Source organism: Mesorhizobium sp. P2_A8, from assembly GCF_056404935.1.
Window position 1 is genome coordinate 201,841 of the sequence record NZ_JBFUDB010000011.1, and the last position, 14,691, is coordinate 216,531.

Annotated in this window: 11 protein-coding genes; 5 read left to right on the plus strand and 6 right to left on the minus strand. The window is 65.3% G+C overall.

The window, feature by feature from the left end:
* Window positions 1–42: 42 nt before the first annotated feature.
* The 6 genes from AC1D10_RS30365 to AC1D10_RS30390 all read right to left on the minus strand — a co-directional run bounded on the left by AC1D10_RS30365 (window position 43) and on the right by AC1D10_RS30390 (window position 7,912).
* Window positions 43–1,875, minus strand: coding sequence for an ABC transporter ATP-binding protein (locus AC1D10_RS30365; RefSeq protein ID WP_477278492.1), 1,833 nt, complete (start codon window positions 1,873–1,875; stop codon window positions 43–45).
* Complete coding sequence (locus AC1D10_RS30370; protein ID WP_477278493.1) at window positions 1,875–2,918, minus strand: glycosyltransferase family 2 protein; 1,044 nt, start codon at window positions 2,916–2,918, stop codon at window positions 1,875–1,877. Before AC1D10_RS30370 ends, AC1D10_RS30365 begins: the two co-directional genes overlap by 1 nt.
* Before the next feature lie 4 nt (window positions 2,919–2,922).
* A complete protein-coding gene (locus tag AC1D10_RS30375; RefSeq protein WP_477278494.1) occupies window positions 2,923–4,029 on the minus strand; it encodes a glycosyltransferase family 2 protein in 1,107 nt (368 codons plus the stop codon).
* Window positions 4,026–5,195, minus strand: a complete 1,170-nt coding sequence (locus tag AC1D10_RS30380; RefSeq protein WP_477278495.1) for an acyltransferase family protein — start codon at window positions 5,193–5,195, stop codon at window positions 4,026–4,028. The genes AC1D10_RS30375 and AC1D10_RS30380 overlap by 4 nt, the downstream gene beginning before the upstream one ends.
* Before the next feature lie 750 nt (window positions 5,196–5,945).
* The gene (locus tag AC1D10_RS30385) at window positions 5,946–7,187 is read right to left on the minus strand and encodes an ATP-binding protein (protein ID WP_477278496.1); all 1,242 of its coding nucleotides are present in this window, start codon (window positions 7,185–7,187) and stop codon (window positions 5,946–5,948) included.
* Window positions 7,184–7,912, minus strand: coding sequence for a response regulator (locus AC1D10_RS30390; protein WP_477278497.1), 729 nt, complete (start codon window positions 7,910–7,912; stop codon window positions 7,184–7,186). Before AC1D10_RS30390 ends, AC1D10_RS30385 begins: the two co-directional genes overlap by 4 nt.
* Window positions 7,913–8,121: 209 nt before the next feature.
* Here AC1D10_RS30390 and AC1D10_RS30395 point away from each other — a divergent pair, with 209 nt between their 5' ends.
* The 5 genes from AC1D10_RS30395 (at window position 8,122) to AC1D10_RS30415 (ending at window position 14,687) form a co-directional block, all read left to right on the plus strand.
* The gene (locus AC1D10_RS30395) at window positions 8,122–8,820 is read left to right on the plus strand and encodes a hypothetical protein (protein WP_477278498.1); all 699 of its coding nucleotides are present in this window, start codon (window positions 8,122–8,124) and stop codon (window positions 8,818–8,820) included.
* A 106-nt stretch (window positions 8,821–8,926) separates the two neighbouring features.
* On the plus strand, window positions 8,927–9,145 hold the full coding sequence (locus AC1D10_RS30400) for a hypothetical protein (RefSeq protein ID WP_477278499.1): 219 nt from the start codon (window positions 8,927–8,929) through the stop codon (window positions 9,143–9,145).
* Window positions 9,126–10,283, plus strand: a complete 1,158-nt coding sequence (locus tag AC1D10_RS30405; RefSeq protein WP_477278500.1) for an efflux RND transporter periplasmic adaptor subunit — start codon at window positions 9,126–9,128, stop codon at window positions 10,281–10,283. The genes AC1D10_RS30400 and AC1D10_RS30405 overlap by 20 nt, the downstream gene beginning before the upstream one ends.
* Window positions 10,280–13,411 (plus strand): efflux RND transporter permease subunit, encoded by a 3,132-nt coding sequence (locus tag AC1D10_RS30410; RefSeq protein WP_477278501.1) that lies wholly within the window; start codon window positions 10,280–10,282, stop codon window positions 13,409–13,411. Before AC1D10_RS30405 ends, AC1D10_RS30410 begins: the two co-directional genes overlap by 4 nt.
* On the plus strand, window positions 13,395–14,687 hold the full coding sequence (locus AC1D10_RS30415; RefSeq protein ID WP_477278502.1) for an efflux RND transporter periplasmic adaptor subunit: 1,293 nt from the start codon (window positions 13,395–13,397) through the stop codon (window positions 14,685–14,687). Before AC1D10_RS30410 ends, AC1D10_RS30415 begins: the two co-directional genes overlap by 17 nt.
* The last annotated feature ends 4 nt before the right edge of the window (window positions 14,688–14,691 follow it).

Consider the following 14,691-nt stretch of genomic DNA (forward strand, 5'->3'; position numbering starts at 1 on the left):
CCGGGGAAACCGTTTCACACTTTTCCTGGAATTGCTTCCAGCTCACTTCGTCGGCTCCGCGCGACGGCGCCTGGCTCCTGCCCGGCCTGGGGTGGCGGGCGGCTCGTGCTGGTAAAGCTCGTCCATGGAGAGCGACGCCAGAGCGCCGAAAGGGGCCTGCTTCTTCACCCGGCCGCCGCTGAGGATCACCACGTCGTCGCAGAACGAGATGGTGCTGTGATGGTGGCTGATGACGATGGTCGTGCGGCGGCCGGCTCTCGACTTCAGGGTCTCGACGATGGCCGCTTCCGACAGTCCGTCCACGGCATTGGTGGCTTCGTCGAGGATCAGGAGATCGGGATCGCGCACCAGGGCCCTGGCCAGAGCGATCCGCTGCCTCTGCCCCGCCGAAAGATTGACACCCCTGTAGCCAACGACCGTGTCGTAACCCAGCGGAAGCCGTTCGACGAATTCGTGCGCCTCGGCCAGTCTCGCGGCGCGCTCGGCATCGCCGGGCGTGGCCGCGTCCTGGCCGTAGGTTATGTTTTCAAAAATGGTGCCATCGACCAGTTCCAGCTCCTGGCTGGCCAGTGCGATGTGCCGCCGCCACTGGCTGGCGTCGATCTCATCGAGCGGTGATCCGTCGACGAGGATCCTGCCGGTGTCCGGTTCCACGAAGCGGCACAGAAGATTGACGATCGTCGTCTTGCCTGCGCCCGAGCGGCCGATCAGCGCCGTCGAGCGGCCGCCGCGGATTTCGAACGTCGCCGAATGCAGCACCACCTCACGCTGGTCGGTGCCGGAATAGGTGAACGTCACGTCATCGAACTCGATGCCCTGGCGCAAGCCGTGGAACGGTCCGTCACCTTGCGGCGGTTGCGGCTGGCCGGACGGATCCAGCATCCATGTCACCTCTTCGAGCGATCCGCTCAGGCCCTGCAGCTGGCTCCACGACCCTTGCAGGGCCCGCATATGCGGCTGCAGCCGGTAGAGCAGGATGACAAAGGCGATGATCAGCGGGAAACTCACCTGCGCCAGCCAGGCGCCGATCACCACCGCCAGAAACAGCACGGCGTGGAGAACCTCCGTCAGCGGCGGCAGCGCGCCCTGGCGCACCAGCAGGACGAAGGAGGCGCGGCGAACCGCATCGGACGCGGTATCGAAGATCGCCTTCTCCCGGCTCTCCTGTCCGAAGATGCGGATCAGGCGTCCGGCATGCACCAGATGCAGCATCTGCGATGCGAGGTGGGAGTTGCGCGAGGCGACGCTGCGGCTGGGCTCTTTCAGATTGGCCGAGAGGATGGCGTGCGCGATCTGGACGGCGGCCAGTCCCAGCGTGACCAACAGCGTCATGCGCCACGAAAGCAGCAGCAGAAAAGCCAAAAGGATGATGGCGGCCGATGCGCTGACGATGGCCGACAGCATGATCTGGATCGCATCCGAAGCCCGCCAGGATTCGTTGGAGATGATGTTGAGCAGCCGGCCCGGACTCTGCCGCAGGAAGAACGGGTAGCCGACCCGCAAGAGCCGCTCCGACAAGGCGCTGCGGATCGAATGACTTGCCTTGCCGTAGATGAAGGTCGTCAGCAGCGTGTTGGCGAAGGCGAAAACGTTTTTCAGGAGGATCGAGCCGAGGATGGCGATCGAAATGACGACAAGCCGGTCGCGCTCGCTCAGGCCCGCTCCGACATGCTGCAGGACGGCCGAGAAGCCGGCCATTCCCGCTGCATCCCCGTGCCCCATGATAATGCCCAGCAACGGGATGATCAGGCCGATGCCGAAGCCTTCGAGGACGGCGCTGGCCAGGCCGAGAACCACCACGGCCGGAAGCAGGCGCAGTTGCCTCTTTCCGAGCGCCCGGAACAGCATCGGCAGGCTTGGCGGCAGCAATGGCATTACAGCGGTTCGCTCACTTGGGCATTTGCCTGTTGATCCTGCCGCACCGGCGCATCTTGCGGCCGTCTCGCCAGCAGGAGAACCGCAAATCGTGCCGCGCCGAGCAAATTCATGCCGACGATCGGCCAGTGCGACAGGTTGAGTTCACGATCGAACGCAGGCCCGCCCGCCAATTCCCGGAAAGCCGCTCTCGCGGCCCAGTAGAAATGACGAAGCAGCCAGGGCGCATGGCGAACATGTTTCAGGCAGAGTCCGCCATTGCCCAGGCTGTAGTCGCGGTGGAGCTTTTCGATGGATTTGCGATCCCGCCGGCCGTGATGATGGAATATCGTCATGTCGGGCACATACTCGACCGCGATGCCGAGCAGCACCGCTCGCACGAGGTAATCGGTATCCTCCGCCGACCGCATTGACCCGCCGGCGCCGAAGCGTTCGTCGAAATAGCCGATACGGGCCGCGACATCGCGGTGCATCGTCATGTTGCAGCCCAGCACGAAACCGCCGGGATGAACATCCGGCGTCAGCCGCTCGCGTACCCGCGAGCGCTTGATCGTGAAAGGCAGATCCCTTTGATCGCCAAGCTCGACACGGCCCCCCCGGATGAGCCAGTGTTCCCCGGACGCGTAGTGTCGCTCCAGATCGCGCAGGTAGTCGCAATGGACCGCGCAATCATCGTCGACGAAGACCAGCACACGGCCCCGCGCGCGCCTCAAACCGGCGTTGCGGGCAGCCGCCAGTCCGGGACGTGGCTCGCAAACGGGCGTGAATGGAATGTCCGACGTAGCGGCAATGCTGGCCAGGTGTTCCGCCGTGCGGTCGCTCGAGCCGTTGTCGACGACCACGAGTTCGGCCGCGAAGCCGGCATGGGCGCGGCACGCGGCCTGCACCGACGTGATGCAGGCCTTGAGCACGGCGACACGGTTGCGCGTACAGATGATGAAGCTGACTTCAGGCGCCGATCGTTCCGGTCGCGGACCGGCGGGGACGGCGTCAAGCGCCGTCGAACGATCGCGCTGCAGGAGTTGGTGGGTCTTGACGGTCATCCCCCTAGCTCAACTCATAAGGCGCCAGCAGCGCCGCGGCGGGCGCGGATTTGAAGAAGTATGCCATGGCGTCCGCGTGCCTGCCGGCCGACAGCGAGGCGCGGCTGAGCCAGGGTGCCCAGGCGCCGGGCCGCAGCGCATATCGCTCGCGGCGCCGGATGACGTTCCACTTCGCGGTCCGCGTCAGCAATTCATGCGTCAGGGAGGGCTGCATTTCGTCGGCGACGAGCTGGTAAAGGAAATAGAACAGGTTCAGCGCCCCGGCTTCGAAGCTCGGCCGCGTGTCGGACGGCAGCAAGCCAATCCGCTCCTCCAGCGCGACGATGAAGTTGGCCGCACGGCCAACCGTGTCGAGGCTGACCGCATCGCCGATCTCGCGCAGGTCCTGGGTGATTTCCGCGAGGCCTTCGCGCTCGAGGTTCTCGGCCACGATCCGCAAATGCGTCCTGCGCATCTCCTTGGTGTGCCGGCTGGTCACGCTTGCCTCATGGACTCGGTAGACGACCAGGTTTTCGGGCATCATGGCAGCCGGATAGCGGCCGGCCAGCCGCCTGAAAAGATCGAAATCCTCGGCGTGCCTATAGGTCCTGTCGTAGTGGAGATCGTGGTCTTCGATGACCTTCCTGTTGTAGACGACCGTCGGGTGCATGAAGATCGTGAAGAACATCGCCAGTATGGGAATGCGGCCGAGCTGGAACACCGGATCTGGCTTGCCCCTGGCGATGCGGCCGCCGATCAACATATCGACGCCGGCGCCGCAAAAACCGAGTTCCGGCCGCCGCTCGAACAGCGCCACCTGGCGCGACAAGCGCCAGGGATAGGCGACGTCGTCCGCGTCCATCCGCGCGACCAGCTCGCCCTGGGCTTTTCGCAGCCCTTCGTTGAGCGTCGCGACGAGGCCACGGTTTTCGCGCGAGATGATCGAGATGCGGCTGTCGGCCTGCCGGTATCGCTCGAGGATCTCGAGCGAATTGTCGGTCGATCCGTCATTGACGGCGATGATCTCCAGGCGGCCGTAGTCCTGCCGCAGGATGCTTCCCAGCGCGGCGGCGAGATAGGGCCCGGCATTGTAGACCGGCAGCAGGACGGAGACGAGCGGCACGGCGGTCATCGTCTGGCTTCCGTTCGCTGGAGGTCGAGCGATGGCGCGCGGCCATCGGGCAATCGGCCGGGCGCCCTCGCCAACCAGCCGGCATGGCCGGCGCGTGCGGCATGGCCGGGCGCGACATAGGGGAAGTGGCGCTTCAGGCGGTTGAGCGGCCTTTCGAAAATCAGCCAGGAGATCGAGGCCACGACAATCGTGGCGGCGCTCGCAACCAGCAGCCGCCCGGGCCCTTGCTCCGAGACATTGAGCGGGATCCAGGGCTGCGACTTGACGGCGAGCGACAGCAATATCGGATGATAGAGATAAACGCCGTAGCTGATGCGGCCGAGAGCCAGCAGCGGCGGCAGTTCGGCAAGCTTGCCGATGATGCCGCCAAGGCCGCTGGAACAGGCGGTGACGATGACCATCAGCGGTACCAGGGGCAGGACTTGCAGCAGCAGCCAGCGAGCCCATTCCAGCGCCGGATCTGCAGGCGCAGGGACAAACCACTCGATCATCAGGAATGCGGCCGCCAAGGCAGGCCAGCCCAGCCGCATCCATTGCGGCAGGGCAGCGCCTCTGGACCGCCAGCAGGCAAGCAGCGCACCCGACGCCAGCGCATCCATGGATGCCGGCGGCAGCAGGTCGCGTGCCAGCGCCGGGGTGGCAGTGATCGGCCAGTAGAAGCGATAGGCCAGCGACAGCAGGATGACGGCGATGCAGACCGGCTCAAAGCGCCGGCGCGGAACCAGCAGGACAATCAGTGGCCAGGCGAGATAGAACTGCTCCTCGATGCTCAGGCTCCAGAAATGGCAGAGAACCCAGGGCGTCCAGTTATTGTGCAGCGCATACCAGAAATTCGACAGATAGAGCGCATGCCAGATCAGCGATGCCCTCGACTGTTCCAGGTCAAACAGCCAGACGAAGCCCAGGACGGCGAAATAGGGAGGAAATATCCGCAGCGCCCGCCTGATGTAGAAGGATCGCAACGCAGGGCCGGTTTGAAACTCGGCGGCCGCCCGCGCTTCCAGCAGCACGCGCGTGATCAGGAAGCCGCTCAGCACGAAGAACAGCCGCACGCCGATATGGCCCCAGAACGAAGATCCTCCCGCCGCGAAGAAATGCGAATACATCACCATCGTCACGGCGATGGCCCTCAGTGCATCCAGTTGGATGTCGCGGGTGTTTGCCATCAGGGGCGTCCGCCGCGGTGATGTCCGCGATGAAGCTGCCAGCTTGCCATTTTGAACGGCAGGCCAAGGCGGCCCGCCATGGCGGCGGCAGCATCAAACCCGCGCTTTGCGAGTCCGCTCAGCCCGGGCTCGAAATCGACGCACGAACAACTCAAGATGGTCAACCTGGCGGAATCCTTCACGGCGTATGTCTAGTCGCAAAACGAGTCCCCCGGGAAATGGTTCGGCTACCACATTGTGCAGCGCAACACAAAAAATTTACCAGACCGAAATACTTGTGTGAGCAGGCGCTAAATATTGACAAAACCCGCCAGATTTTCATTTTCTTTGGCGGTGTCTGCAGCATTTCAGCCTTTTGTTAAGCGTCCGGGCCTGTTCTCTCCGGTAGTTTTGAAAAATTCCCGGCTCGAAAAAATCAGAAAAGCTCAGATTTTTCTTAAATCACGTACAAAAATTCGAAAATCTATATTCTGCCTATATGGACTCGGTTCGACATAGTAGCGAATCAATTGGAATCATTGGGGTTTTTCGCGATGCAGCATGGTCACCGGCTTTTTCATAGTCAACGGCGCAGCGCCCGGCCACATCGCCACCGACCTCAACGGGCACAAGGGCATCGCATAGGGGAGCGGCGCGTTCGAGATCGTCGTGCGGCTGGCGACCCTGGATGCCGACCCCGACCGCCCGCTATGTCAGCGACGGGGCGCGCTTGCCTGGTGAAACCGGGCCGTGCCGGCGCCGTCTTGCGCATCACACCGCCTCGAACACCACCGTCTGCGCCAGCCCGCCGCTCTTGCGGTTTTCCAGCGTCACGGTGCCGCCGTAGCGCTCGATGATTTCCTTGGCGATGGCTAGGCCCAGCCCGGCGCCGGGAATGGATTGCAGCCGGCCGGGGTCGACGCGGAAGAAGGGTTCGAACGCCTTGTTCAGGAGCTCCGGCGGAATACCCGGTCCATGATCGGAGATGGTGAGCACGGCACGACTGTCGGCCACCGCAAGGTCGATGCTGCATGCCTTGCCATGGGTGGCGGCGTTGACGATCAGGTTGCGCAAGGCCCGGCGCAGGCCGAGCGCGCCGGCTTGCACCGAAACGGCATCGAGATGCCCGATCGATACGGCATGGCCGAGCGAGACCATCTCGGCTTCGATATCGCGCACCATCTTTTGCAGGTCGACCGGCTCGACGGCATCCTGGTTCACCTCTTCGCGCACCAGCCGGATGGCGCTGTCGGCGATGCGGTCGAGCTCGTCGAGATCGTGAAGCCACTTGTCGCGCTCGTCATCGAGGAACTCGGCGCGCAGCCGCATGCGCGTCATCGGCGTGCGCAGGTCGTGGCCGGCGGCGGCGACCAGGCGCATGCGGCTTTCCATGGCGGTCTTCAGGCGGGACGAGAGCTGGTTCAGCGCGTGTGCCGTCGCCTTGACCTCGGCCGAACCGACTTCCGGCACCGCCGCCAGCATGCCATCCGATCCGATCTTGGAAACCGCGGCTTCCAGCATCTCGAGCGGCCGGATCAGCACGGCGGTGAAATAGACCGAGACAGCCGTGGCGCCGGCGACGATCAGCGAGATCCAGCCGGCCAGGACCAGCCACTCGCGTCTTGGCGGCGTGATGTGGGGAACCTCCATGATCGCCCAGCGATCGTCGGGCAGGCGCACCGATGCAAGCTGGCCGGGCTCATCCGCCTTGTCGCTGACGACGGCCAGGACGTCGAGGCCGCGGCGGCGCAGGATGTCGTTGAGCATCGCCGTTTCCGGGCGATCCACCTTGCCGCCTGCCGCATGGTCGCTGAATTGCACCCGTAGAACGTCCGGAATCGGGCCGGGCAGGAGGCGCACGACGAGTTCCATCTGCTGGGCAACCCAGGGCACGGTCAATTCCGGCGGCGGCCCGCCACCGCGGACGCTGATGACGGCGGCCGTCGCCAGGGCAACCACGCCGACGATCGAGGCGACCAGCAACAGGATGAGGCGTCGGCGCAGCGAGTTCATGCGTGGTTCTCCACGGTGTCGACGCGCGCGGTGAGCTGATAGCCGCCGTTTCGGACGGTCTTGAACAGCGGCCCGTCGCCAGTCTCGGCGAATTTGCGGCGCAGCCGGCTCATCAGCACGTCGACCGAGCGTTCGAAGGGGTCGCGCTCGCGGCCTTGGGTCAGGTCGAGAAGCTGGTCGCGTGACAGCAAGCGGCCGGGACGGTCGAGAAACACCTGCAGCAGGTCGAACTCGGCGCCGGTGAGATCGACGACCTCGCCTTGCGCATCCGTCACCTTGCGGGTGTCCGGTTCCAGCCTGTAGCTGGCGAAGCGGTAGACACGGGCGCGCGGCGGCGCAGGAGCCTCCTCGGGTGTCGAACGCCTGAGCACGGCGCGGATGCGGGCGGTCAGCTCGCGCGGGTTGAAGGGTTTGCCGAGATAGTCGTCGGCGCCGAGCTCCAGGCCGATGATGCGGTCGACGTCCTCCTTCAGCGCCGTCAGCAGGATGACCGGGATGTGCGGCTTGCGGTCACGCAGGCTGCGGCAGATATCGAGGCCGGACCCGTCCGGCAGCATGACGTCGAGCACGGTCAGGTCGAACTGGCCGGTGGCGAGCTTCTGCTCGCATTCGCGCCGGTCCGCTGCCACCGAGACGCGAAAGCCCTGGCCGTCGAGATAGCGTTGAAGAAGCGTCCTGATCTCGCGGTCGTCGTCGACGACCAGGATATGCGGTTGTGACTGCATGACCGTGCCCTTGCTTGGCCGCGATTATAGGGAGAGCCGCGCCCAAGCGGCACGGAAAATTGCAACCGAATGTTTCCGGCAGGGCGCGGGAAACATTCGGAAACAAATTGCCCTTTTGCGGAAACCTTCGGCAACACGCCGACGCGAAGCGGACAAACACGCTTCCTATCCTCATGGCCGTCCGAAGCATGAGAGAAAGGAACAACATCATGCGAAGCAGACTTCTCGCGCTCGGCCTGTTTTCCGCCGCGGCCATCCATCCCGTGCTGGCGGCGCAGCCCGACCCCGCCACGGCACCCGGGGAGGCGCCACCAGTCATGGCCTTGCAGGATGGCCCGGAGCAAGGGCGAGATCATGGCCCGATGCCCTGGCCCGGTCCGCATGGGCCGATGCGGCATGGGCCGCAAGGATTTGGGCCGCAAGGTTTTGGGCCGGAAGGCTTTGGTCTCCGCCGCATGGGACCGCCGCCGGAATTCATGCTGGCGGCCCGGCTGGCGGCGCTCGAGACCCGCATTGGCGTGCGGACCGAACAGCTCGATGCCTGGCGCGACTACACCAGCGCCCTGCAGGCCGTGCTGGCGCTGCCACGGCCCGATCATGGTCCGGGCGGGCTTGAAGCCAAGGGCCCCGAGGGCGGCAAGCCCGACCCCTTCGCCTTCCAGGAGAAACTGGCGGACGAGGTGACCAAACGGGCGGTCTCGGCCGGCAAGCTGAAGGACGCGATCGCCGCACTTCGCGCGACGCTGACCCCCGAACAGCTCGAAATCCTCGCTTCGGCGGATCGCCCCCACGGACCACCCCCCGGTCCCTGGGGCGGCCCGCCGGAGGATGCAGCCGGCCCCCGAGGCCTGCCCAACGATGACAGACAGCTCCAGCCGCCCCAGCCCGGGAACGGCGAGCAACTCTGACCGGCTGCGCGCCGGCCGGCCCGATATCCTACCCGTTCTCGGGCCGGCCGGTTTCTTTGCGCGATGGCGGTCGCCATCCGATCGTTCAAATCATGGAATGGAAGCAATGTGGGAAGCCATCATGATGCTGCGGCTGATCGCATCGGTCGGCCCGAGCTTGTCGCTCGGCCATGCCGCTCGCGTCAATCGTGCGGCGATGCCGCCGGCCCTGCCGGTCGACACGCTGAAGGGCGCGATCCGCCTGAGCTCCGCCGCCTGGCGCCTGTCGCTTCCGCTTTCGGAACGATCCAACAGCCATGGAAATCATGACCGCAAGATCGCATAAGACATATCTTGCCCTGGCGGCGGTGCTGATCGCCCTGGGCGCCATGGCGGCGCTGAGCGCCTATGGCCGCGCGACAGTCGATCCCGCCGCGCAGGCGGTGGCGGCGCCGCGCGCCGCGACCTTGACGGTTTCGGTCGAAAAGGTGCGGTCCGAGGCAATTGCCTCATCGATCAGCGCCACGGGTACCATTGCCGCCTGGCAGGAGGCCACGATCGGCGCCGAGGCATCGGGCCTGAAATTGACCGAGGTGCTCGTCTCCGAAGGCGACCATGTCCGGGCGGGCGATGTTGTCGCGCGGCTGGACGCCTTGCTGCTGAATGCGCAAGTGGCCGAGCAGAATGCCGCCGTTGTGCAGGCCCAGGCCACGCTCGATGCGGCCCAATCCGCCGCCGGGCGCGCCGACAAATTGCTGGTGAGCAAGGCGATCAGCATCGAGACGGCGGAAGAGAAAGCGACCGCGGTCAAGACCGACAAGGCGCAGGTCGAGCAGGCGAAGGCCGTCGCCCAGAAATTACAGGCGGAGCTCGATCAAACCACCATCCGGGCGCCCTTCGACGGCATCGTCTCAAGCAGGCCTGCCGTTGCGGGCTCGATCGTTCAGGCCGGCACGGAAGTGATGAAGATCATCCGTGACGGCAGGCTGGAGGTCGGCGTCCTGGTTGCCGAGAAAGACTTGGCCGCAGTTTCGGTTGGTCAGATGGCAAATGTCATCGATGCTGCTGGCCGCAGCAGCAAGGGCCAGGTTTCGTCGATCGCCGAGACGGTCAATTCGACCACGCGGCTTGCCACCGTCTACGTCTCGTTGCGCGAGGGGTCTGGCCTTCGGCCGGGCATGTTCGCTCGCGTGGAGATAGCGACCGCGGCTTCGCGGCAGCTGAGTGTCGCCGAGGCCGCCCTTGTCTGGCAGGATGGCAAGCCGGCGGTCTTCGTGGTCGACGCGGCCGGCAAGGTCGACGCGCGTCCGGTTGCAACCGGTGCGCGCCAGAATGGACGGGTCGCGGTCTCCAGCGGCCTGTCGCAAGGCGACCGTGTCGTCGTTGCCGGCGCCGGTTTCCTGAACGATGGCAATCTCGTGCGCGTCGCCACCAGCGAGGCGGGTGCCGGTGATACCACAGCTGCCAGGGAGATCGCCCGATGAACGCGATTTCCTCCTGGTCGATCCGCAACCCGGTGCCGACCATCGTGCTGTTCCTGTCGCTGACCATCGCCGGCCTTTACGGCTTCACCAAGCTGCGCACCAACAACATGCCCGACATCGACCTGCCGATGGTCACCGTCACGGTTTCGCAGTCGGGTGCCGCACCCAGCGAAATGGAAGTGCAGGTCGCGCGGGTTATCGAGAACGCCGTGGCGACGCTCGAAGGCGTCGACGATGTCTCGACCTCGATCAGCGAAGGCTCTTCCGTCACATCGGTCGAGTTCACGCTCGACACCAATCCCGAGACGGCCGCCAATGACGTCCGCAATGCGGTCTCCGGCGTGCAATCCAGTCTGCCGGCGGCGGCCCAGGCGCCGGTCGTTGCAAAGGTCAACGCAACAGGCAATTCGGTGCTGACCTATGTGGTCGAGGCACCCACCATGTCGCCCGATGCGCTGAGCTGGTACATCGATAACGACGTCGCCAAGGCGATGCTCGGTGTCGACGGCGTGTCCAAGATCACCCGCTCGGGCGGGGTCGACCGGGTCATCCGGGTCGAGCTCGATCCCGATCGGCTGGCCGCGCTCGGCATCAGTGCCGGCGATGTCAGCCAGACGCTCGCTGCCAACAACGTCAACCAGCCCGGCGGCCGCACCGCCATCGGCGGACAGGAGCAGTCGGTCAGAACGCTGGCCAGTGCCTCGACCGTCGAGGCGCTGGCCGACACCCGCATCGCGCTGTCGGGCGCCGGCGACGTCAAGCTTTCCGATCTCGGCACGGTGGTCGACAGTTGGGAAAAGCCACGCCAGGCCGCCTATCTCGATGGCAAGCAGGTCGTTGCCTTCAACATCTACAGGTCCGTCGGCTCGAGCGAGATCGACGTGGTCAAGGCCGCGCGCGCCGCGATCGCCGACATCGGCGCCAAGACCGCAGCGGCGAAATTCACCGAGGTCACTTCGTCCTCCGGCTTCGTGCAGGAAAGCTACGATGCCGCGTTCGAAGCGCTGTGGCTCGGCGCGCTGCTTGCCATCGGCGTCGTCTGGCTGTTCCTGCGAGACCTCAGGGCCACACTGGTGTCGGCGGTCGCCATGCCGCTGTCGCTGATCCCGACCTTCGCGGTGATGGCGGCGTTCGACATCTCGCTCAACAACATCACCTTGCTGGCTCTGTCGCTGGTCGTCGGCATTCTGGTCGACGACGCCATCGTCGAGATCGAGAACATCGTGCGCCATATGCGCCAGACCGGCAGCAGCGCATATCAGGCGGCGATCGAGGCCGCCGACGAGATCGGGCTGGCCGTGGTGGCGACCACTGCGACCATCGTCGCCGTCTTCCTGCCGGTCGCCTTCATGTCCGGCATTCCTGGAAAATTCTTCTTCTCGTTTGCCGTTGCAGTCTGCGTGTCGGTGCTGTTCTCGTTGCTGGTCGCGCGCATGCTGACGCCGTTGATGGGCGCCTATCTGGTGCGCGCCGGCGGCCACAGCGAGGACGACATGCCGGCCTGGGTGCCGACCTATCTCTGGTTGCTGCGCAAGGCGCTCGACCATCGCTGGATCACGCTCGTCACCGGCATCGCCTTCTTCGCCGGCTCGATGGCGCTGGCGACAAAGCTGCCGACGGAATTCATGGCGGCGGCCGATCGCGGTCGCTCGGTGATATCAGTCGAACTGCAGCCGGGATCGACCATCGAACAGACCGCGGCCGTGGTGCAGCAGATCACCAGCCGCCTCAAGGGCGAGCCTGCGGTCGACAGCGTCTTTGCCACGATCGGCACGGCGGCCACGTCCGGCGGCGGACCGAACCCCGGTTCGACGTCGGCCGAGGTGCGCAGCGCCAATGTCACTGTCAATCTGAAGCCGCGCGCTGAGCGCAATGTCAGCCAGCAGCAATTCGAGGCCGAAACCTCTCCCAGGCTCAACGATATTCCCGGCGCGCGCATCCAGTTCGGCGCCGATGGTTTTTCGGGCGCCAAGGTGTCCATTGCGCTGGTCGGCGACAATGGCGATGCGCTGCAGAAAGCCAGCGATGCACTGATCGACCAGATGAAGTTGGTCCCGGGTCTCAGCAATCCGACCTCGACAGCGGCAACGACCAAGCCGGAGTTGATCGTGCGCCCGGACAGTGCGAAAGCCGCCCAACTCGGCATCACGCCGACCGAGATCGCCGATACGGTGAAGATCGCCACCATCGGCGATACCGACACCAGCCTGCCGAAATTCAACCTTGGCGACCGCCAGGTTTCGATCGTCGTCACACTGCCCGACGGCGCCATCGACGACCCGGCGAAACTCGCCGTCCTGCCGCTGACCGGCAGCAAGGGCACGGTACCGCTCGGCGCGGTCGCCGACATCAGCTTCAGCGCCGGGCCCAACAGCATCGCGCGGGTGGAGCGCAGCCGCAGCGCCACGATCGAAGCAAATCTTTCCGGCATCACGCTCGGGGAAGCAACCACGGCCATCCGCGCTCTGCCGGCGATGCAAAATCTGCCAGAAGGTGTCCACGAACTCGCACGCGGCGACGCCGCCCGCATGCAGGAACTGTTTTCGGGCTTCGCCACCGCGATCGCCGCCGGCATCCTGCTGATGTACCTGACGCTGGTCCTGCTGTTCCGCAGCTTCGTGCAGCCGGTGACCATCCTGGTCGCGCTGCCGCTCTCGGTCGGTGGCGCGCTCGGTTTCATGCTGGTCACGGGCAAGGCGCTTGGCATATCGCCGCTGATCGGCATACTGATGCTGATGGGCATCGCGGCCAAGAACTCGATCCTGCTGGTGGAGCACGCGCTGGTGGCGGAGAAGGAGCGCGGCATGAGCCGTTTCGAGGCACTGCTCGACGCTGCCCGCAAGCGGGCGCGGCCAATCGTCATGACATCGATCGCGATGGGCGCGGGCATGCTGCCGATTGCGCTCGGCATCGGCGCCGACGCCGAGACACGGGCGCCGATGGCGATCGCCGTGATCGGCGGCCTGATCTCCTCGACCGTGCTCAGCCTCGTGTACGTGCCGGTCGTCTACACCTTCATGGACGACATCCAGCGCTTCCTCGGCCGGCTCCTGGTTGAACGATCCGATGCCCTGGCGGCGACCGCAACTCCAGCGAAAGATCATCAAGGCCATGCCTATCAAGCCTAGTCAGCCTGCTTTGTCGGCCAAGCAACGCCGGCTCGTGCCCTGGGCGGCAATGTTCGCCGCCACCGTTCTTCTGGCGGCCTGTTCGCAGGAGGCAAGCAAGGCGCCCGCCGGCATGGGCGCGGCCGGCAAGCCCGAGGTCGGCGTCGTCACCCTGCATCCGCAATCGGTCGCGATCACCGCCGAACTGCCGGGGCGCACGACAGCCTCGCTGACCGCGGATGTGCGTCCGCAAGTGAACGGCATCATCCAGGCACGGCTGTTCAAGGAGGGCAGCGAGGTGGTGGTCGGGCAGCCGCTTTACCTGATCGATCCGGCAAGCTACCAGGCAGCCTACGACAGCGCGAAAGCGGCCCAGCAGAAGGCGGAAGCGGCGGTTCCGACCGCGCAGGCCAAGTTCGACCGCTATGCCGGCCTGCTGAAGCAGAACGTTGTTTCCAAACAAGATTATGACGATGCCGCCGCCACGCTGGCACAGGCCAACGCGGATGTGGCGTCGGCCAAGGCCAGCGTCGAGACCGCGCGCATCAACCTCGACTACACCAAGATCACCGCGCCCATCGCCGGCCGCATCGACAAGTCCTCGCTGACGCCCGGAGCGCTGGTCACCGCCAACCAAGATACCTTGCTCACCACCATCCGCGCGCTCGATCCGATCAATGTCGATGTCACGCAATCGAGCACCAATTTGCTCAATTTGCGCCAAGCCATCAATGAAGGTCGGCTGAAGTTCAGCGGCCCCAACGTCAGCGTCAAGCTGAAGCTCGAGAACGGCACCATCTATACGCAGACCGGCAAGCTGGAATTCGCCGGTGCCAATGTCGACCAGACCACCGGAACCTTCGCGCTGCGGGCCGAGTTCCCCAATCCCGACCGCCTGCTTCTGCCCGGCATGTATGTGCGGGCGCTGGTCGAGGAGGGTGTCGCCCAGAACAGCTTCCTGGTGCCGCAGCGCGCCGTCAGCCGCAACACCAAGGGTGAGGCCACCGCGATGGTCATCAACGCGCAGGGCAAGGTCGAGACGCGCGTGCTCGCGGTCCGCAACAGTGTCGGCAACAGCTGGCTGGTCGATTCCGGTGTCGGCGACGGCGACCGCGTCATCGTCGAGGGCATGCAGCTCGTGCGCCCTGGTGGCGATGCCACGGGTGTCGAAGTGACGATCGACGAGACGACCGGCGAGGTCAAGGACCGCGCTCAGACCTCCTCAGTGCCGGCGCCATCGTCCACGGTGGCCGACAGCGGCCAAAAACCGGCGCTAGGCGCCTCGACCGGGAACTGAGGCG

What these genes read in the sequence shown, in the direction of transcription:
- AC1D10_RS30365 (WP_477278492.1), bottom strand. Translation starts at nt 1,875, where the DNA reads ATGCCATTGCTGCCGCCAAGCCTGCCGATGCTGTTCCGGGCGCTCGGA.
- AC1D10_RS30370 (WP_477278493.1), bottom strand. Translation starts at nt 2,918, where the DNA reads ATGACCGTCAAGACCCACCAACTCCTGCAGCGCGATCGTTCGACGGCG.
- AC1D10_RS30375 (WP_477278494.1), bottom strand. Translation starts at nt 4,029, where the DNA reads ATGACCGCCGTGCCGCTCGTCTCCGTCCTGCTGCCGGTCTACAATGCC.
- AC1D10_RS30380 (WP_477278495.1), bottom strand. Translation starts at nt 5,195, where the DNA reads ATGGCAAACACCCGCGACATCCAACTGGATGCACTGAGGGCCATCGCC.
- AC1D10_RS30385 (WP_477278496.1), bottom strand. Translation starts at nt 7,187, where the DNA reads ATGAACTCGCTGCGCCGACGCCTCATCCTGTTGCTGGTCGCCTCGATC.
- AC1D10_RS30390 (WP_477278497.1), bottom strand. Translation starts at nt 7,912, where the DNA reads ATGCAGTCACAACCGCATATCCTGGTCGTCGACGACGACCGCGAGATC.
- AC1D10_RS30395 (WP_477278498.1), top strand. Translation starts at nt 8,122, where the DNA reads ATGCGAAGCAGACTTCTCGCGCTCGGCCTGTTTTCCGCCGCGGCCATC.
- AC1D10_RS30400 (WP_477278499.1), top strand. Translation starts at nt 8,927, where the DNA reads ATGTGGGAAGCCATCATGATGCTGCGGCTGATCGCATCGGTCGGCCCG.
- AC1D10_RS30405 (WP_477278500.1), top strand. Translation starts at nt 9,126, where the DNA reads ATGACCGCAAGATCGCATAAGACATATCTTGCCCTGGCGGCGGTGCTG.
- AC1D10_RS30410 (WP_477278501.1), top strand. Translation starts at nt 10,280, where the DNA reads ATGAACGCGATTTCCTCCTGGTCGATCCGCAACCCGGTGCCGACCATC.
- AC1D10_RS30415 (WP_477278502.1), top strand. Translation starts at nt 13,395, where the DNA reads ATGCCTATCAAGCCTAGTCAGCCTGCTTTGTCGGCCAAGCAACGCCGG.